This window comes from Paenibacillus sp. 01T442 (assembly GCF_056398345.1).
The window spans coordinates 1-20,960 of record NZ_JBFTPF010000085.1 but is presented as its reverse complement, the minus strand read 5'-3'; the positions used below and the strand labels follow the sequence as shown (position 1 = coordinate 20,960).

Genomic DNA, 20,960 nt, shown 5'->3' with positions numbered 1-20,960 from the left:
TCACACAATGAAGTTAGTTCCGTTCCAGTAAGTCTCACTCCTGTTAAAGGCATTGTAAAAGGAACGGTTATTGATGAGGATGGCCATTTCGTTGTTGGCGCAAATGTTTCGCTTGATGGGGTTTCAGCAACCACCAAGAATAGCGGGGAATTTACGTTCAACGATGTTACGGCGCGTAGCGGTGTAGCACTCATCGTCACGAAAGCTACCTACGAGACGGTAACGGTACCTGCCTTTGATTTAGCTAAGGGTCAAATCAAGGATCTGGGCAATGTGACAATAAAGAAAACCAAAGGTTCTATTTCAGGTAATGTTACTTTACCGTTCGGCGGCAATCTAGCATCTGCCATAATTACACTAGTAGAAACTAATCATACGGTTGAAATCGATGAAAATGGGCATTTTGCCATTAGTGACCTGCCAGTAGGTGACTATACGCTTCAGGTTTCCGCGGAGAATTATGTGGGACAAAGCTTTACGGTGACGGTCACGAGAAACGAGATTACATCAGTTACCGTAAGCCTCACTCCGAACGCGAGTATTGTAAAAGGAAAGTTATTTGATGAGGAAGGACATTTCGTTAGCGGAGCTCTCGTCTTACTCGATGGCGTCTCTACAACCACCAATGCAGTTGGAGAATTTACGTTCGACGATGTTACGCCTCGAAACGATGCACAGCTAGAGGTCACGAAAGATAACTATGAGACTGTATTTTTACTACCATTTAACCTATCAGCTGGTGAAACCAAGGATTTTGGCAATCTGGTCATTCAGAAACTCCGAGGCAGCCTAACAGGAAACATTACTTCCGCTACGGGAAGCAACTTAGCATCCGTTCAAATCCGTGTTAAAGGAACCGAAACAACGGTATATACAGATGCATCTGGTAATTTTACAATTAATAACCTTCCAGTAGGGAGTCATACGCTTCAGATTTCAGCGGAGAACTATATCGGACAAGACATATCTGTAACTGTCCTGCAAGCTGGCACCCCGTCTGTCTCGGTAAGCCTCACACATCAAACAGCGAATGTTCAGGGCTACGCCAGATCCACTACCGGTGAGATCATAGCGTATACACAAGCTACAATTCCAGGAACTAGCTACTCAGCTTATGTAAACGAAAGCGGTCAATTCACATTTTATAATTTGCCTGTTGGATATATGATTCAAGAGATCGTTATTGCCGACTACCAGCCAAAACTTCCGTTAACTGCGATCACGGTTACACCCAATCTTAATAGTATCGGTACAATAGAGTTTCAACCCGTGGGAACAATAACAGGCGTAGTACGAGCAAGTGATGAAACCAATAATAATCCCTTGTTATCGAAGGTAACGGTCACTCTGCAGGTCATCGGCGGTAGTTATGTTCAAACGACCCTATCCGATGATAACGGCTCGTTCAGCTTTAGCAGTATCCCTGCAAATGTAACTTATACCCTCACTATTGAAAAAGCAGGCTATGTGTTGTATCCGATGCAGCCATTCACTGTTACTAAGGGTCAAAATTATAAATATCTTTACTTGCAACAAGGGGTAGCAGTAACTAACGAATCCCAGCTACTAGCGGCATATGCTGATGCCAGTGTTCCTTATATTTTATTACTGAATGATATACATCTATCAGCACCATTCAATTTCAACCGACCTATCTCGCTCAGCGGAGTATCCGCATCCAATTCCAACATCAAGCTAACTTCTCCTAATTTTTTAATTTCATCCGTAGGTGTTGGGTGGAGTGGATTAGATATGTATTGTGATGTTGGCAGTGACGAAACGAAACTTCGGGCAGCACTTTACAGCTTCGTAGGTGCAATTAAATTAAACGGCCTAGGAAATTATGATGGATTCATTAAAATAGTACCTCAGAAGAATTACTATATCACGGATGGTACAAGCAACCTTACTGCGTTTGTAAACAACGCTGAAGGATTAGGAAATGCACTCGCTAATCCAAATGTTTCAACCATATATGTAGCTGAAAATATTTATTCCTACGGTAATTTGAATTTCCCAAACCGATCGATTCACTTTATTAGCCAATCGGAGAAAACAATTCAAAAGGATAGTTATTCCAATACTAGCCAAGTACAACTAACGAACGTCAGATTATTGCCCGAGCATGATACGATACCGCCTTCACTAACCGCGGTCTCCACTGGCGTCGTGGAGCTTGATCTACAAGATGTAACAGCCACTTTAAATGAGGCCGCCACACTTTACTTGGTGCCTGAAGGAACAACTCGCGTATTAGGGGAAATTACTTCACACGCAGTTACAAGTGTGTTTGCCTCTACGGACGGACAAGCTTCGTTGAAGTTAACATCGGTCCCTCCAGGTGACTATGTGCTGTATGCCGTTGATAGCACTGGGAACATCTCAGTATCGTCTGCTGTGATCCATGTGCATAAATCCGTATCGAAGGTCTTGTCGGATATCCGCTATGGCTTAGAGATAGCAAACATGACTTGGATTACCAGCTATGATTTTATTAGAGCAGGACTTCAACATATAAACGAAGATCAGCTCGACTTGTATCAATTTGCTCTTAATATGGATAAGGACGCACTGCTTTCATCCTCAAGTGATCAAGATTTTGTTGCGATCATGCAAGGTTGGGTGGATGCCGTGAATGCCGCGCCAGTTATTCAACGAGCGTTAATGTCAGGCTTCTATAACTCTTACAATTGGTCAGTGCTCAACAATAGCGCTGAAACCATCCTCAATGCTTATCAGCTAACTGGGATTTCCTCCACCTCGCAGCTTGCTGTCGCAGAACATCTGATGGAACTTGAATTCCAGCGCGGCGCTTATAAGCTTTTGACTAGGACAGCGATTCAAGAGGCGATCAATGACACAGCACCGTCACCTGAGTTATCTAACTGGACAGGAACACCTATTCAACAAGGACTCGGAACACGGCGTGTAGCTCTCCGTTTGAGTATCAAAAACGCTAAAGGAGTTCCGTTGAAAGGCTACACAGCGGACGATCTCACAGTTAAAATTAATGGAGAAGAAAGTAACCTAAGCGATCTCGAGATTTTCCCTTCGTTTGTATACGATAATGTCAGTAGCTCCTATCAAATCGTGTTTGCTGGCGACAATAGCTCGACAACGTATACACTTTCGGATCTTTCACTTCGTGGAACAGTCATCCAAGCAGAAGAGTTGTCCGTAACGACACCAGATCTGGGGGTCCCGGTTACAACAATTTCGCTCAGTATTTATACGAACTCTAATCGTATTCCTACCAATAGCTCTAGTACAGTCAGCCTAATTATTGCGCCTAGTAATGCGACGAATAAAGACATTGTCTGGAGCATTGAGCCAAGTGGGATTGCGACTGTTTCCCAACAGGGATATCTGAATGTTACGGGCATAGGGCATTTTACGCTCACAGCAACGAACCTGTTATACGGGAAAAGTCAGACGCTAGAGTTGGAAGCCGTGGATAGTGAATCTGCGCTGAGTGTCATACAGGCTTACGCAGCAAGCGGAGGAACTTCTTCCTTAACCTTGGAAGTTTTAAAGAATACATGTGTCGGTAACATCGTGGATAGTGCATTTGAGAATTACAAAAGAGCAATCGTAGCGAAACGCGGCGAATTCGTGGGCCTACAAAACTATCAAATTGCTAATTTACTACAAGACATATTTAGTGAGTACACCTCTACCGCAGCTCTTAACCAAGCTTTATACGCATATATCGATGATAACCCTGCGGCTTGGGATGCACTGGATAAAGATGCTTTAGCCACTTTTGGCGTTTATCAAGCGGATGCTACCAACTTCCAGTATGTAAAGCAAGTAATCTTGGATACATTTATGGAAGATGGCGGACCACTCGGTCGCACACAATTGAATACTTTGCTCTCTAAGGTGCCTAGCTTCTCCATTAGAGATTATAATCCAACTGTTTATGCCACTCAAATGATAAGCCAACATTTGAAAAATGACGGCTCCAATGTTGTCGTGACATTCAAAGTTGCCAACTTATATAACGAGGGTAACACAGGCCTTACTTCGCAGGATGTGAAAGCAATCGTTGGCGGGGAGACAAGAGGTTTATACGACTCCGCATTGTTTTCGAACTTCCTGAATCTTGGAAACGGCGTTTACAGTTTTGAAGTCTTGCAATCGGCTTTAGCAAATCCGCTATCGATCGATGCATTAAAGGTTCGAGTTGGCTACTCGTATATTCCAATTGCAACTGAGATTTCAGTGAGTAGACAAGCCGCGTTGATCGAGCAAGCAGCCGCGAATCATACACTGAACATTGTGGATGAACTGTTATTTACTGCAGGCAACCTGCCAAGCTTGCTTGGACTTAACTTTACTACTCTTACAACTAATTTGGAATCGGCCTACGTTGCACATGGCAATGTGCTCACAGAAGGTTCGATCCGCCGAATAATTAATGGCATGCGTGTCGTAACATCTTATCATCCAACACAATCAGCGAGCACAGACACATACCGCCTTGTATTTAACCAAAACATAATTGGAAGCTTGTTCTATTCTGTAACCGCACGTAACCAGAACGGCTACCTAGCTAGGTACAGCACGAGTTATTCCACCAATATGTACGATTTCACATTTGTACATACATCAACTTTTCCTGTCGTTCTCACGTACACAGCCGATGCAACCGAGAAACTGAGATACAGCAGCGATAATTCAGTCGTGCCTGATTTTGAAATTGTTTTTACGAACTCATCTTCATAAAACAAATGAAAAAAATCCCACTCTCTATATTAGAGGGTGGGATTTTCGCTAATCAACTCATACAAGTCCCTCACCTGACAACCGATGGTATCCGCAACGGAAATCGCCACTTGCAAGGGCATGACTCTCTTATTTTCCATATAGTCAACGATCCGCTCCGGTTTATAGAACAAAGCTCTAGCCAGTTCCTCCCTACCCATTCCGTGCTCATCCAAGCGTTCTTGTAGTAAACAACGACCCAGTTCAAATTTCATTCACGGCTAACCCCTGTCCAAAAGATTGTTACCCACAGCCTCGCCAAGATTAGTCACCTTTATTCGTAGTGATAAAAACCGTCAGGTATGTTCATCCTGACGGTCCTTATCGCTCGAATGTTGGAGGTGGAATTTGTTTGTTTTGTGAGACGGTTGCTACAGACCTTATTTGTACTAACTGKAAAATGTACAGCTAATTATGAGTAATTTCCTCGCAAACTCGATTTAACTGTAAAACATGTAGTTAAAATTACCCGTTTTGTTTAAATTGGTAAAAATGTTTGTAATTACCTGTATAATATCCATCTATTCTGAGTTTAATCCCCAAAACTAAAAATCTAACTGTAGAAAATCCAGTTATTCGCTTGAAGCAGATAGACCGCGTTCAGTTGTAGGTTTCGTTACTGTCAACCATTAGTCCGTAGTAATAAACCAATCAGCCTTCTGTGTGGCTAGCAGCTTTCGTTGACCTTGGAATTCGTCATAGATGCTGAGGGTATATTTTTGTAGAAACTTTGTATTATAAATGAGGCCAGGATCTGGAATTGATATTTTGAAATTGTTTCTCTTACCGAGACGAATCTTAGAATCTTCATCCGCCGTTGAATCTCCATTGATGACATCAAAATCTTTGAAATCAAATCTCTTCTCAAATCGCTTAATTTCGCCGCCATCCTCAAAAACAAGCAGCAAGTTATGACCTTCGGTATTAATCTCCGTCATTTTCTCTTTGGTTAACTCATAGTTGAATTGCAACGTAAATACACCGTCCGAAATGGATGTTCCAATTTTATCAATCGAGATCGTATACGGGAATAAATCCACATTTTTAAGTGTTGTTGCTGCATTCGTCTTCTCGTCTGGCAGCCAGTAAGCTATTGGATTCACATAGGAATCTGGAACGGATTTTTCACCTTCCGACAGCTTGCCTTCCGAGACTGCTTCTCCTAGAAGTAAATTCATATTTGTCGTGGAGAATCCCTTGGGAACCGATGCCCAAACATTGAGCAGCGCTTTGCCAGTAGGACTAATCTTGTTCTTCACTTCAACAACGTTTGCCGGGAATACCGTACCGTCTGATGAACGGAAATTAGCAACGAGCTTGGACACATTCGTGAACCGCTTCTCCAAATTGGTGGCTTCCACCATCGCGGAGTACATGATATTCGTTTTATCCTCATAGGTCGATACGCTCCGAACCCCGTACTTCGCCTTTCGCCCGATGTCATTCGATGTATAAAATTGCCCCATACCGATGAATGGAATGGCTTGAAGTTCAGCTTGAGTCGAGAACTCCAGCACATCCGTAGCTGTCGTACTGCCTGTACTTGTACCTGTTCCCGTTCCTGGCGTTTCCCCCTCATTCTCTTGGAGAACTAATTTAATGCGGGAAAACTCGTACGTATAGGGTACTTTACCTGCAATTTGCAGATTGACGCTTGCACCCGCTCCCAACCCAATCACTTTGGCCGTCTGAATAAGCTTTGCATCAATTTTCACTGCGTCATCCAATAAGAAATACCCGGATAATTTCGGGATAGGCAGTGATTCTTCCCCCTTATTACTCAATGTTAAATCGGCTGTAAGCAGGTCCTGATCTTCCCACGGCAATCTGTGCAAACCATTAAGCTCAGTCGTATACACACCAGATTTACTTGTGAAGGTATATGCCTTCCCTACGGAGCCTCCTTCGGGCTGAGAAACAGCTGGAAGCTGGAAATTCGCAACGGCGACATTCAATTTCAAATCTGGAATCGTCTCCGCAACCGCTAATTGCCAAGCATCTGCCGCGACTGTAACTGGAATCGAACCCGAGAGCTGAATTTCTTTCGTCTCCTTCGGATTAATTTGCAAATCCTTCAATCCCTTGGCTTCCATCGGATACAGCAGCCCTTCTGAAGTGCGGATAGAGAAGAGGTACGCAGGAATAGTTACAGTATGACTTCCAACATTCTCCAAGCTCACATACACCGTTGGAACATGATATTTCTCATTCTTGTTACTGACGAACTTTTTAATCGAAGCCTTCACGTTAGTTCCACCAACAGAAATCACAGATGCAAGATCAGCAGGGGTTACATCTGTATAGTCATCAGGAACGGCTACCTCGCCTAACACTCGTTCAAAGTTAGCTTGGTTGAAATCCCACTTAATAAACTGCACAACGAGATCTTGTAAGTTCGTGCTCGTATTCACAGTGGCATAGAACGTTATATCGGTCGTTGAACCGGGAGCTACCCGGTTCTTATCCTTATCTGCCGGAAGTAACCGAGCTGAGAATTGATTACCGGATTTGCTTTTCAGACGCACCCAATAATCGATAAATTGCAGTTCACTGCTACCCTCGTTATGAATAGAAATGATAAATGTAGCCAATCTGCCACTTTGATCCTGTAGAAGATGAATCTGTTTCAACTCAAAGTAACTGCTTCCAGTCATGTTGACCTTTCCCACATCTAGAACAAGTGTGGAGGGGCTGCTATCGGCCMAGACAGGTGCAATGGCTCCTAGCGTAAGCAGCGCTGACAAAGCTATAGTTGCTACATACTTATGGTGAGTTTTGATGATCATGATGGGCTATTTCCTCCTTCCATTTCCACCTTATCCTGCGGGAACCGCTTGAACTTGATTCATCATCGGTTGCATAGGCGCAGCTGGGTTTTCTTTCATTTGTTTGAGCATGGCATCGCCATCCGTTTGCCATTTCTTAAGCGCTTCGCGAGCCGTTATTTTCCCTTGTAGGACATCAGCAAACAGCTTACGACCAATCTCTTGCACTTGATAAATATTAGGATTATTACGATAAATTTTCGAATTATCTTCAATTGGAGCCGGCGTTACATTATAAAAAGCTTCCATGTGAAAATCCAGTCCTTCTGTAGGTTTCAAGTATTTGGAGCGTGCCACCAACATATTTTGACTGCGCGATTTTAGTTTGGCCCAATCATCGCCATTAATGAACTTGATGAACTTCCAGGCATCGTCTGGGTTTTGCGATTTGGCGTTAATGCCCATAATGCCGTTCATATAAATAGAGCCGCCTACGCCTTTGGCTTCAGGGTGAGAAGGAATTGTGACAACATCCCAATCGATCGGTGTGTAGCCTTTATAATTGGCTGCATTTTTATTTGCGTTCGTGAGCTGTTGAATTTGGCCATAATTGAGAATCCCCATAGCTAACCGACCCGACATAAAATCATCGTACGCAAAAGGATTATTCTGATCATACCTTTGATTCATTTGCTTCTGCGGATCTGCTACCGCTGGGAAAACATTATCTTTTTGCAACTGTGCCATTTTGGCCCATACTTTCTCCCATTGGTCCGTATCTACCGTCATCTTCTCGCCAGCATCATCAAACATTCTTAATTGCAGAGGAGCCGTATACATTTGCATGCCGTAGAACAAATCGCCACCCTGGGCTTGTGTTGTAAAAGAGAACCCATTAATTCGCTTATCCCCTTCACCTTTCGCCAATCGTTTGGAAAGATCAAATGTCTCATCCCATGTCATGCCGTCTTTCGGATAATCGACTCCTGCATCTTGGAACATTTTCTTATTATAAATAAGTGCAGAGGAACTGAATGTCGGAGCAAGGGCATAAATCTTGCCTCCGCCTGCATTTTTCATTCCCTCTATCACAGCTGGAACAATGCCCGTTGTATCGAATTTATCTTTCGTTATCCGAGAATCCAACTGTAATAGCAAGTTACTTTCGATGATTTCAGGCAACTGTTCATAACCAAGCATGACCACATCCGGTGGATTATCGCCCTGCATCACTTCTTTTAGCTTATCCATAGGATCCGGCATCTTCTCACCCGGCTGAATGTTTCCGTTCATGAACTTTTCATCCATCGTTGAAATGATTTCTAGCTTGATATTCGGATTAGCAAATTCAAATATTTCGGTAAATTGCTGTGTGAAATATTCATAATTACCACCATAGCCCATATTGGTCGCGATCTTCAGCACACGCTCCTGATTATCGTCGGTTTTCTCCCCTTTGGTACAAGCAACAGCAAGTGGAGCCATCAAAGCTAAGGTTAGGGTTGTAACAATCACTTTACGTGTCATTTTTATCATTTTAATTTTCCTCCGACCGCTCGCGAATTAGATGAATCTTTTTCCTCATTTGCCGGTAGTGCTCTCGGTGCTTTAATCATGATCGTATCGCCATCAAACTCCATCGTTGCTTTCCCGTTAATGTTCAGAGCTGCCAAATAAGCTTTGGGAACCTGTAGACGGCCTGCACGATCCAACACGACATATTCCTCATGAGCATCACCTGTGAGTCCTGTCGAAATTCCCTCTACAGTTGAAATAGATGGGTTGCGGGCAATAAACTCCGAGCTTGTCATCCCATCTCGAATAGCAACGACGCGCCCTACTTTGCCCGCCATGGACATATCGTGAGTAACAATCACAATCGTGACACCTAGTTCCTTATTCAATCGTTGAAAAATAGAAAGAATCATATCCGCCGTCTTCGTATCTACCGACCCCGTAGGTTCATCTGCCAGCAGCAATCGTGGACGGTTTGCTAGCGAAATCGCAATGGCCACGCGCTGTTGCTCACCACCGGAAAGCTCTTGCAGTTTATTATTTAGACGGTGGCTAAGGCCCACCCAGTCCAGCAATTGCTTCGCGTAGGCAGGATCATAGTTCCCGCTAAGCATCATGGGCATTTCCACATTTTCAAGTGCAGTCAAGTAGGAAACGAGATTCCGCGCATTATTTTGCCAGATGAAGCCTACCGTATGTCGTTTGTAATCAACGAGCTGCTTATCTGTAATCTTAAGCAAATCCCAATCTCCGACTTTCACTCCACCTGCGGAAGGGCGATCAAGACCTCCTAAGATGTTCAGCAAGGTAGATTTACCGCTTCCGCTATTGCCAATAATCGCCATTAACTCCCCGTCGTCAATCTGGATATTAAGTCCTTGCAACGCGACAACTTCGATCTCGTCGGTTTTATAAATTTTCACTAAGCCCTCGCAAGTAATCACGCTATTTCTCCTCCCCCAGCTTCACTGCTTGATGAACACGCAGCCTTCTAATGTGTAAGAACAGCAACAGTGCGCCAGTTAGCATCATGAAAGCAACCACGAAATATAACTGATAGGTGTCTTTGGAATCGAAGATGACTCGGAACGGCGGCACCTGCGTCTTTACATTCTGGGATGTTTGTAGAAAGGGTAGGAAGAAATAGCTCGTTAGCTTGCCAATTACGATACCTAACACGATGGATAGTCCAGCGGTGAACCCCTGCTCGAGCAGCAGCATCCCCGTCAATTGCTTACGGGAAAGCCCCATAGCACGCAGGACACCGAATTGTACAACCCTGCTAGATAAGTTAAAGAACCAATACAGCATATAACCGATCAAAGACACAACGACAGAAACGAGAAAACCCAAGCTAAGAATACCGAATACGCCACCCCTTGCTGGGAGCTTCTTCTGGACGATGAGCTCGTTGCGAACATCCTTAATGGAAGCAATTTCAATTCCTTTGCCCTGTAAAGCTGTAACGATCGGAGCCACTTTAGCGTCCGGTTTCATTTTGAGCCATACTTCATAGGGTAAAATTGGTGCTTGATCGTAGATGTATTCCAGATTTGCTACGAAAAATGGTGTTTGATCCGGATATTGAGCCGGCCAATATGGTAATATCCCAACAATCACGAATTCCAAGGGCTGCTGTCCGACTGTAATGGATAGCAAATCACCCTCCTTAAGCGCATATTTGCTGGCATAACTGGATGGAATGATAACCGCTTGCTCATAGCTGCCTAGTAAATTCAAATATTGATTTGGATGGGCAGGAAATAGATCAGGTCGGAACCACGCTACTTTAGCGAAATCCGTATTATCGATCCCCATAATCATTCCCTGCCCAGTGGATTTACCGGAAACGACGACATTTCCTTTGGTTTGCATCACTCTGGCAGCAGCCTGAACGCCTTCCAAATCGCGGAATACTTGAAATGGCGGCTCTACATAACGTATTTTGGTGGGGGTTTCCTCACCAGGCTTCGGGCCACCTTGACCTTGACCCTGGTTTTGGCCACCGCCTGAACCGGATCCTCCGTTTGCCCCATTCCCTCCTTGAGCTTCGCCGCCTTTTCCACCGGCGTTCGGGTCCTGCGGCAAATCATCGGAGAAACCTTCCCACACGGTTTGTATCACAACGTCGGTACCATACTGGTATAAGATTCGCTCTGAAGAATTCAAATCTATCGTACGTGCAGCCGAGGAATTGTACACACCAAGACCCAGTGTAAGAATGAGCAGCAGCATTAACGGATAATACGCTTTGGCTGAACGAGACAGCTGAATAAGCGTTAAATAGAGCGGCACAGGCAGGAACTTTCGGCCAAACCAACCGAACAGCCGCAGCAGCCACGGAAAGATGCGTAGAAAGAACAGTCCCAGTGCGAAGATCGAAAGTGCTGGTACGAAAAACAGCAGCGGGTGCACCTGAAGCTGATCAGTTGTCATTCCTGTTTGCACGGATAGTACTTGACGTTGGTCAAATAAGTAGAATCCATAACCGACAACCCCCAGCAGGACAATGTCGAGGAACCACCGCTGCCATAGTGGCGAACGGTCTGACCTTGCAAGCTGCTGCTTATAGTTGACGATTGAAGATCTAGCAAAAAGCACAGCTGGAATAACGCTGGCAAGAATCGCAATGAGAACAGCAAGCCCACCGTAAAGCATCGCTTCTGGTGTAAAGCTAATCGGAATCGATTTGCGATCCACGAATGTTAGGAACCCACTGGTAGAACCAATGCTCTTCGCCATGAACCAGCCCATAAACGGTCCGATCAACAGCGCTATCACGCCTAGTATCAATCCTTCTAGGAAGTAAATTCCCACAATTTGCTTCGTACTGCCCCCACGACTTCGTAAAATAGCAATCACGCCTCGCTGCCGATCCAGCGATTGTCTGGCATTCATCATAATGTAATAGAAAACCATGGCAATCATGGGCGCCGCCAATGTAAATAATAAAATCTGCATCTGTAGGCTCTGAGCTTTAAACTCGGTTAGAATCGGCTTAAAGGATACATCTACCTTTGTATTTTTAAGTTTCTGGAACAAGTTAATATCGAGTCGTTCCAAACGACTCTCTAGCGGCGACAATTGACTTGTTTGAATGTTGCGCAGATCGAAAGCATAATACCAATTAGCAAGTTGCAGCGGAATTTTCTTCTCCGTCAGCAACGTCTTCATGAATACATCATCACTAATAATAAGTGCATTAACTAACCCCTCTAACCCTTGGAACCAATACGCACTCGTTTCGTTCTTCGGTTTGAAGGAACCTACGATCTTCACCTTGAGCAATTGACTGCCGCTTGCACTTGCAACGGAATAGTTAAACACGTCACCTACGTGCAAATCATTGCGAAACAAAGCTTCTTCTAGGACGACAGCTTCCAATTGGCCATTTTGTAATTGTCCAGAAGGCATTTGTCCATTGGACCAATCGACTTGATCCTTTAACCCGCTTATTGACGTTAACGTCATTTGACGACGTTTACTAGGATCGGCTTTTGTCCCCTCAGCGGGAGTTAATTGTGCTCCTTTAATTGCATAGCTACTTGCATATGTATGTATGGGAAAAGCGATATCTTTGGGAACATCCTGTTGGATATACGTCTTGACGCTCTCCAGATCATTCAAATCTGCACGTTCTGTTCCTACTGCTTGATACCGCATAAGCAGTGAGCCTGCGGGAAGTCCCTCGCTCTTTTCTTCTAAAGATTTGGCAACGACACGCTTCAGAGACCCATCGGCATACATGGGAATGCTCGTGGTGAAGGCCACGGCCATGACAAGACCAAGCAGGGTGCTGAGCGTTAGCCAGCKGGTATTCCACATTTTCCGAAATAAAAACCGCAGCATCGGCATGGACATTAGCGACCTACTACTTTCTGTCCGGCTGTGAGACCCTTTATGATTTCCACATCCGTTGACGTCTGCTGACCGATTTCTACGTCCACTTCCTTCTTATTTCCTTGGGTATCAACGACTTGCACATAATTTCGGCCCGAATAGGAACGAAGTGCCGCAAGCGGGATCGTCGTGGCATTTTCTTTTCGCTGGGTAATAATCGTCACACTTAGCGGGGTACCGCGGTTCAGCCCTTTCGGAAACTCATTCAATTGAACAACCAAATAGTTATCAATCGTGTCCTGTTCCCCTTGTTGCCCCTGACCCGGGAACCCACCATTATTATTGTTGTTTCCAGCTTGCGGGTTTGGAAGCTGCTTTACTTTCCCTTTGTGCTGACCAGCTGAATTGATATCTACCTGTACTTCCATGCCGATAGCCACTTTCTTCGCATCATCAGCACTAATGCTTGCAGCGACAGTCAGTTCTTTCAAATCAGCGAGAGTTGCTACGGATTCCCCGGATTTCACGGTATCACCTTTCTTAGCAGTTACGGTGACAATTGTTCCACTGAACGGTGCGAGCAGTTTCGCTTTACTCACTTGCGATTCTAGCTTCGTCAGCTCCTCACGTTTCAGTTCAAAATCAATCTTCGCCTGCTCGACTTGTTCAGGTGACATTTCGTCAGCTTTGCGAAGCGTTTCGATCATCGTCAGCTCGTCCTTACGTGTTTGAAGCTTCTTCCGTTTCAAATCGCTCTCGATATCCGACAAGTCGAGTTCTGCAATCGGCTGTCCCTGTTCAACGGAATCTCCATTTTTCACAAGTATGGCACTTATCCGTTTGGCAGACATATCTTCGGAGAAGAACAATTTCTCTTCTTGCAAGGCCATTAATCGCCCGCTCCCTCTCACTTTCGTCTCAAGGGTTTCTGTTTTCACCGTATATTCAGGCTTTTTCGAAAGCTTAGGTGGATTAATCGACGGAAGCGCTTCTTCATCTTGTTCCTTGGGCAACAGTGAGCATCCCGAAGCAAGAAGGAGTGTGGAACTTAATAATAGTGCTGCTAGCGGTCTCATCGCCCACTTACGTGACGAATCTTCCGTCCACCATTTCATAAACATGATCGGCAACCTCCAAGATTGTAGGGTCGTGTGTGGTCATACAAATCGTGATTTCCTCTGTAGCGATGATGCTTCGAAAAACAGACATAATTTGGGCGCCCATCTGAGAATCCAGCTCAGCCGTTGGTTCATCCGCCAGTATGAGCGATGGCTTATGTGCAATAGCTTTGGCGATCGCGACACGCTGCTGTTCACCACCAGAGAGCTCATAGGGACGATGATGCATCCGTTTACTAAGCCCAACAAGGTCTAGGCAATGATTGACCCGCTCTTTCCACTGAGAACGTGGCGTCCCTGCCATGCGCAGCGCCAACTCAACATTTTCCCATGCAGATAACAATGGCATTAAAGCATAAGATTGAAATATAAAACCAATCTCTTTACGACGGATCAACGTCCTCTCATCATCACTGCTTTGGTGAAAGGCATACTCTTGAAACAAAATCTCCCCCTTCGTTGGCAGATCCAGCCCTCCGATTAAGTTAAGCAGCGTTGTTTTCCCCGAACCCGATCGACCTTTGAGCATGACAAGTTGCAGCGGCCTCAGCTCCATTTCAATCCCTTTCAGGACATCTAGCTGCTGACCTCCAACTTGAAAGGAGCGATGTACATCACTTACCGTCAACAAAGGCAAATGGGGCCCAATAATGCGAGAGGAAGCCACGTCAGATAACGGTTCTTCTTCGACAGAAAAAACCTCCAATGTGCTTTTTTTACGCAACCAGTTTGTCATATGGTTGATTTTCCTTTCATTTCCAAATTATCCGTATGATAAAGTAGACGGTGCAAGTAACTAAAAAGTTGCAGGAAAATTGGGGATTTCATCTATTTATTTGGATGATAATCCCATTTCCATGATACATTGGAATATACTATTAATTGGAAAATACATCCATACAACTAATTACCTATTTATTACAAAACAAAAGACGGCTCACCGCCAATTTCTTAGCAATGAACCGCCTCTTAAATGAATCGATGATTTTTATTTTTTCTAAAAATGACTACTTAAAGGAATTAAATACAGCCTCGCCGCCACTCGCACTCCCTCTACGCGACCAGATCACAACAGGGATCAACAACAGAGATAGGAAGCCTCCCGCCAACGAGAGCCAAGCAAAGCTTGAATGCGCAACAACCATGCCTGACAAAGCTCCGCCAGATGCTCCCGCCAACGAGACTAAGACATCGACAGTCCCTTGCGTCCTCGCACGTGTTGCCGGTGTTGTCGCATCAATAATCTGCGCAGTACCGCTGATTAAACCAAAATTCCAGCCAAGTCCGAGCAAGGCCAGCGCGACAATGAGCCAGAGCATCGAATCCGCCGGCGCCCATGCAGCAAACAGTCCGGCCAATAGCAGCGTAACCCCCGATGCACAGGACATGAAGATGCGCCCTAGTTTATCCACAAGTATACCCGTTACCAAGGAAGGCAAGAACATCGCTGCGACATGGATGCCAATTACCATGCCGACCGCATCTAAGCCGTGTCCATGATGCTTCATATGGATCGGCGTCATCGTCATGATCGCTACCATGACAATCTGCGTCAACACCATCACCGTGGTCCCGATGAGTATGCCTCGGTTACGCCCAGCAGGCGCTGAAGGATTCGCAGAAACCGCCCCATGCGCTTGATTCGTTTCCTGCGCCTCGGCTATCGCTTTAGCTACGATATAAGGATCGGGCCGGAGCCAAACCCACAACACCAAGCCCGCCAGCACAAAAGCCGCAGCGGCTAGCATGAATGGCCCCGCCAGCGCTGGTGCACCGACGGATGTCGCGAAATGCCCCATCACTCCGACTAAGTTCGGTCCTGCGACTGCACCAAACGTCGTGAAGACCATGGCTAAGCTAATCGCTCTTGCCCGCTGCTTAGGCCCAGCCAAGTCGGTTCCCGCATAACGTGTTTGGAGATTCGTTGATGTGCCTGCGCCGTAAATCAGCATCGAGAGGAACAGAAGTGGCAGGCTATTCGCAATAGCTGCGAATACGACGCCCATAGCCCCTACTCCTCCTGCGAGGAAACCGGCTGTTAAGCCTACCCTCCGACCATAGCGCCCAGACAGTCGTCCAACTATCCAGGCGGACGAAGCGGCACCTAGCGTCAACAATGCCGAAGGGATACCAGCCAAGCTGTCCGTTCCAAGCATATCTTGTGCGAGTAACGCTCCGACCGTCACACCTGCCGCGAGCCCTGCCCCGCCGAATAGTTGAGCGACGATGACTGTGCGTAAAGTTTTGCGGTAGAGCTGCTGTTGTTTTTCTGGAGAATGCTTATAAGCTTGAATCCCTTCGCTGCCTTTAGCCATTTCCGAATCTTCCTCCCCTGCTACAAAATGCCTTTTGTCATTATCATACCTGTGTTAGTAGTTATTGGCTATGTTAAATCCCTTTTTCTCATTGCCTTATCCCGTTACGTTGTTTCCTAGGAAACTAGATGTCAAAGGAGCTGTTCCTATGGGAATTTTAGAAAACTTAGGTAAACCAATTTCGTATAAAGCTATCGTCACGAACAAGCAACAAATTGCTGAGCATACCTTTAGAGTCACACTTAAGCTAGATCGCTTACTTTCGCAATCAGAAGATGCCGACGCTTAAGAACGCTAATCCACACGAATAAAAGGGCTGTCCCAAAAGACAGCCCCGAGGAAGGTTTGAGGTTGATTTGTAGCTTGCGAACGCAAGGTGAGTGCCGATTCGTCTTTAGATGCATAAACTACAGCTAATTTGCTCGAATTTGACGTATTTTCGTATTTAGATGGAAAAAGCACATTTAATTTGTATGAAATTTAAAGAATCGAGCAAATCGAAGGAATTTAACTACAGGAAATACAGTTAATCTTTGGAATTCGAGAATTCCACTTCAAATAGATGGAGAAAATCCAGTTAAATTGCGGGAAGCAGGTTCCTTGCTCATCGGTCATTAATGAAAAACGAGACTGTTTCAAAAAGTCTAAATTGACTTTTGAGACAGCCTCTTTTCGTTATTTTCACCCGATTAAAGGGGCTGATTGGCCAAGCGTTCCTTCGACCTCATTCCCTTCTTTCCTCCAGTACTCGATACCACCTAACATTTCTTTCACCTTGAACCCTAGACCTGAGAGACGAGCGGCCCCTTTGGTACCGCCGTTGCAAGCTGGCCCCCAGCAATAAACGACGATCGTTTGATCTTTGGAAAAGGAAGCCGTCGTTTCGACGCTGATTAGATTGGAAGGGAGGTTAATTGCACCGGGAACATGGCATTCTCCGTAGGCTTTTGCACTGCGAACATCGATGAGCAGGAAGTCATTGTAGCCATGCTGCATGTCATAACGCACATCCGCAACGTCCGTTTCCACCGAAAGCTTATTCATATAGTGCTGGTGCGTATGCTCCGGTGATGGGGCAGGCGTCTCAAGAACGAGCGATTTGGTTGTTTGAATAGTCATTTGGGTTACCTCCAGTGGGTTTGTCGATTTCTTGATGTTAATGTATCACAACCCTAAACACTGGAGTTATCGATAGTTATCGAACCTATACTTCAGTCATTTCGATAGTTAGCGCCGCCAAGTACCTCTAGAAATCCTAGATAGGCTTTGGATTTCCATTTTTTCTTAGCGATAATCAATTGCGTGTAGAACTTACATACCGGATGAACGAAAGGAATCGCGACGATCTGGCCTTTACGTATTTCCTCGTCGACGGCAATTCGGGGCAATAATGCAATCCCAAGACCGTAGATCACGCACTGCTTGATCGCCTCCAGATTGCCGAATTCGTAAGATAAGTTGTAACTTACCTGATGTCCTTTCAACACCTTAAGTAACATAGCGCGGTATGTACAGCCATCCTCCGTCAGGATTAGAGATTCATTCTGCAGATCTTCCACGTGAACTTCATTTTGCCCAGCTAATTTATGATCGGGACTAACAATGATAACAAGTGGTTCTTCTCTCATAATACGGCTCTCCAGCTCTGGATCCGTAAATGGCGGGTCCAGAATGATCCCGATGTCCAGTACGCCCTCTTTCACCGATTCAATAATGAAGGGCTCATTCCCCGGTTGAATGACAATGTTGACGTCTGGGTAATCGCGGCGATACGCCTGTAGATACGGGGGCAGATAGAAAGCCGCTAGCGTCTCAATCGTCCCTATCGTAAGCGTCCCTTTGGATTGCTTGGATACGACTTCCTTGGACTCTTCATGTAACCTATGAATATCATTCGCGTATTGCAGGAGCGCTTCTCCAGCCATCGTTAATTTCATACTCCGTCCAAAACGTTCCAAGAGAACAACGCCATAGGATTCCTCAAGCTTCTGAATTTGGGCCGTAATGCTTGACTGCGCATAACCTAGCGTTTCCGCAGCCCGTGTGAAACTTCCCCACTTCGCCACTTCCCGAAATGTCCTCAAATACGTCATTTCCATAGGTCTCACCTCCACAGGTTTACTAGGAGCATTCCTCTATTTGAAATATAACAAGGACCTACGGTCTTATCAACTATCATGATTTCACATCGAAGCGACTCCTAATAAACTTTTAACGCGGAGAATGGGTCGCACAAAGGATTTCCACGTACTGATCGAACGTCTCTGTGAGCACTTCATATTGGAAACTGGACTTCGCACGTCTGTAACCACCTTGTACAAGTCTTTCTCTGAACGCCTCATCCCTTGCCAACTGGAGAACGCTTTCTACAATTTCGGCATGTGAATTCGGATCCACGAGAACGCCTGTCACTCCATCAAGTACCGCTTCTAGAGCACCACCGGATCTTCCAGCAATAACCGGGATACCCGTCGATGCCGCTTCCAGATATACAATGCCAAACCCTTCCGCATCCMCCGTCTCCAGTTCCCTGCATACCATAATGAACTGATCAGCCAAGTTATAATAGTCATTCAATTCCTCACCGCCGCTTACGCTTCCAATGAACATGACAGCATTCGTAACGCCTGTAGTACTGGCAAGCTGCTCGAGGCGGGCCCGATCTGGACCATCACCAATAATGACATACACCGCATTGGGAATGTGTTGGATAACTTGAGGCATCGACTCAATGACCCGATCTTGCCCTTTTCGCGTAACTAATCTCCCTACGGATAAAATAATATATTTACCTTCAAGCCCATGTCGTCGAAGTAGCTCCACATTGACAGGTTTCCGCTCAAAAACGGCCTCTACACCAGGATGCACAAGACTAATACGAGAAGGATTAACCCCATAATCCTCCACGAACCTTTTAGTAAATAAACTATTCGTCAACACGCCATCAGCATGTATCAATATTTGTTTAACTAAATAATTTAAGCCGAAAAAACGACGAAACATAAGCATATCCATACCATGTGTTGAAATGACATAGCGCCGACCGCCAAACACTTTAAACAGCAATCCAATGAAACCGATTAGCACATAGCCATATACCGTGACATCTGGTTCTTCAACCGTCATCATCTTTTTCACGTGGCTGAACAATCGTCCCCAACTCAAAAAGTGTGCACGTTCTCCACGCATAAATGACCCACGCACTGTCCGAAAGGACTGTTCGTCATCGAATGCTTCACTCCCCGGATACTCAGGAGCCAGCACGGTAATGTCATGTTTGGTATGTTTGGACAGGTTGAAGTAATAACTTTGCATCCCACCGATTCCTGGTGGAAATACCCCGGTAACTAGTACGACCTTTTTACGATTCATAACTTCTCACCTTTCTCGCGAGTCTGCTGACCACCTGAATACTCATCCAGAACGTAATTTCTGCCATCACGTTCCATAACCGAGCAATGATCGATATCTGCACCGCCACATCTGTAGGTAACTTAAGCGATAAAAAGTAAACAAGAAATCCTTCCCTTATCCCAAGCCCACCTGGAAGTGGACTCAATAAACCGAGCAACCACGCCGTTGCGAACGTACCCGCAGCATATAAGATGCTGATATGGCCGGCGTCAAAGCTTGTCGTTAGCATCCAAAAAGCGATTCCCATCACGAAGTGACTACCTATGAAGCATAACAAATACGCAAAAAATTGATTACGAGACAGCGTGTATGCGGGAAAGACTGAACTCACTTTGGAAGGTGGGTCATTGGACTTCGTGATTCGCTCAAACCATTTCTGCAGCCAATTCCTCTTGGAAGCCCACCGAATTAAACGGTTAATCCAAGCCACAATGCGGGCATAGCACACATAAACACCAGCCACGGCTGTTAGCATAGATAAGAGAATGGGTGTTGGCTTCGCGACCAAGTTCATAGCGAGTAAGAGGGCGTATGAGAGTGCAGCGAATACCAACAGAATGTTCTCGTATAGAATAGCAGCGAACTGCGCTGCCAAGGGAACACCTGCCCTCGTAGCAAGCACGATACGTCCCGCATAGTTCCAAATGCCGCCTGGGATGTACTTCGCAAATTGCGAATCAATGAAGATCCTCAAACCTGACAGTAGACTAAGCTTGTGACTATTGCCCGCTTGCGCGATTCCCGTGCCTACTCCATTAACGATGAGTACCCAAATGCTCGCTTGTAACATTAAAAAGACGGCAAATAGAATCATCGATAGATAGAATCGATAATCCGCACGCTTTAGGAACGCAACCAGGTCAGCACCTTGAAGTGGCAAGCTTCGCAGAGCAAAATACACGATCACTGCGACAAGGATAGTTTTCAGCGTCGACTTCATCCATTTTGGTATCATCGCCTCGTTTCCTTTCGTTAACTTAGCGTAATCCACACATTGTATTACTTAATTGTAAGGGGTATAACAGGTAACTATTTTTGTTTTGTAAATTTAACGAGAGGTTAGCTAGGCATGAAAAAAAAAAAAAACTACGACTGACCAATTGACTAACAGGTAATTCCAAATCCTCTGTCGAATTAGTTAATAGCTAATTTGACGGAGGTCTTGCTCTATGCCATTACCAAAAAACCGAATCATTCCTGAAAAGAAAGTTTACTTTCACCCTGAA

General features: G+C 45.3%; 14 protein-coding genes. 2 read left to right on the top strand and 12 right to left on the bottom strand.

Features of this window, described 5'->3' with window-relative positions:
* The coding region (locus tag AC1DLM_RS30690) for a beta-sandwich domain-containing protein (RefSeq protein ID WP_477572101.1) at nucleotides 1-4,728 on the top strand (4,728 nt) is incomplete at its 5' end.
* Nucleotides 4,729-4,757: 29 nt separating this feature from the next.
* Here AC1DLM_RS30690 and AC1DLM_RS30685 read toward each other — a convergent pair.
* From AC1DLM_RS30685 to AC1DLM_RS30650, 8 genes are all read right to left on the bottom strand, one after another.
* Nucleotides 4,758-4,982, bottom strand: coding sequence for a helix-turn-helix domain-containing protein (locus AC1DLM_RS30685; RefSeq protein ID WP_477572100.1), 225 nt, complete (start codon nucleotides 4,980-4,982; stop codon nucleotides 4,758-4,760).
* Between the two features lie 414 nt (nucleotides 4,983-5,396).
* Nucleotides 5,397-7,553, bottom strand: coding sequence for a hypothetical protein (locus tag AC1DLM_RS30680; RefSeq protein ID WP_477572099.1), 2,157 nt, complete (start codon nucleotides 7,551-7,553; stop codon nucleotides 5,397-5,399).
* A 30-nt stretch (nucleotides 7,554-7,583) separates the two neighbouring features.
* Entirely contained in the window at nucleotides 7,584-9,068 is a 1,485-nt protein-coding gene (locus tag AC1DLM_RS30675; protein ID WP_477572098.1) for an ABC transporter substrate-binding protein, read from the bottom strand.
* A complete protein-coding gene (locus AC1DLM_RS30670) occupies nucleotides 9,065-9,991 on the bottom strand; it encodes an ABC transporter ATP-binding protein (protein ID WP_477572097.1) in 927 nt (308 codons plus the stop codon). Before AC1DLM_RS30670 ends, AC1DLM_RS30675 begins: the two co-directional genes overlap by 4 nt.
* Nucleotide 9,992: 1 nt before the next feature.
* On the bottom strand, nucleotides 9,993-12,902 hold the full coding sequence (locus tag AC1DLM_RS30665) for an ABC transporter permease (protein ID WP_477572102.1): 2,910 nt from the start codon (nucleotides 12,900-12,902) through the stop codon (nucleotides 9,993-9,995).
* A gap of 5 nt (nucleotides 12,903-12,907) precedes the next feature.
* Complete coding sequence (locus AC1DLM_RS30660; RefSeq protein ID WP_477572096.1) at nucleotides 12,908-14,008, bottom strand: efflux RND transporter periplasmic adaptor subunit; 1,101 nt, start codon at nucleotides 14,006-14,008, stop codon at nucleotides 12,908-12,910.
* On the bottom strand, nucleotides 13,971-14,741 hold the full coding sequence (locus AC1DLM_RS30655) for an ABC transporter ATP-binding protein (protein WP_477572095.1): 771 nt from the start codon (nucleotides 14,739-14,741) through the stop codon (nucleotides 13,971-13,973). The genes AC1DLM_RS30660 and AC1DLM_RS30655 overlap by 38 nt, the downstream gene beginning before the upstream one ends.
* Before the next feature lie 271 nt (nucleotides 14,742-15,012).
* Nucleotides 15,013-16,320, bottom strand: coding sequence for an MFS transporter (locus AC1DLM_RS30650; protein WP_477572094.1), 1,308 nt, complete (start codon nucleotides 16,318-16,320; stop codon nucleotides 15,013-15,015).
* Nucleotides 16,321-16,468: 148 nt separating this feature from the next.
* On the opposite strand from AC1DLM_RS30650, the gene AC1DLM_RS30645 reads away from it, so the two are divergent.
* On the top strand, nucleotides 16,469-16,609 hold the full coding sequence (locus tag AC1DLM_RS30645; protein ID WP_477572093.1) for a hypothetical protein: 141 nt from the start codon (nucleotides 16,469-16,471) through the stop codon (nucleotides 16,607-16,609).
* Between the two features lie 392 nt (nucleotides 16,610-17,001).
* Here AC1DLM_RS30645 and AC1DLM_RS30640 read toward each other — a convergent pair whose 3' ends face one another.
* From AC1DLM_RS30640 to AC1DLM_RS30625, 4 genes are all read right to left on the bottom strand, one after another.
* Nucleotides 17,002-17,439, bottom strand: coding sequence for a rhodanese-like domain-containing protein (locus AC1DLM_RS30640; RefSeq protein ID WP_477572092.1), 438 nt, complete (start codon nucleotides 17,437-17,439; stop codon nucleotides 17,002-17,004).
* A 92-nt stretch (nucleotides 17,440-17,531) separates the two neighbouring features.
* On the bottom strand, nucleotides 17,532-18,419 hold the full coding sequence (locus AC1DLM_RS30635) for a LysR family transcriptional regulator (protein WP_477572091.1): 888 nt from the start codon (nucleotides 18,417-18,419) through the stop codon (nucleotides 17,532-17,534).
* Between the two features lie 112 nt (nucleotides 18,420-18,531).
* Nucleotides 18,532-19,692 carry a glycosyltransferase family 4 protein gene (locus AC1DLM_RS30630; RefSeq protein ID WP_477572090.1) on the bottom strand — a complete coding sequence of 387 codons (1,161 nt, stop codon included), beginning with the start codon at nucleotides 19,690-19,692 and terminating at the stop codon, nucleotides 18,532-18,534.
* Nucleotides 19,682-20,689 (bottom strand): lysylphosphatidylglycerol synthase domain-containing protein, encoded by a 1,008-nt coding sequence (locus AC1DLM_RS30625; RefSeq protein ID WP_477572089.1) that lies wholly within the window; start codon nucleotides 20,687-20,689, stop codon nucleotides 19,682-19,684. The genes AC1DLM_RS30630 and AC1DLM_RS30625 overlap by 11 nt, the downstream gene beginning before the upstream one ends.
* Between the last annotated feature and the right edge of the window lie 271 nt (nucleotides 20,690-20,960).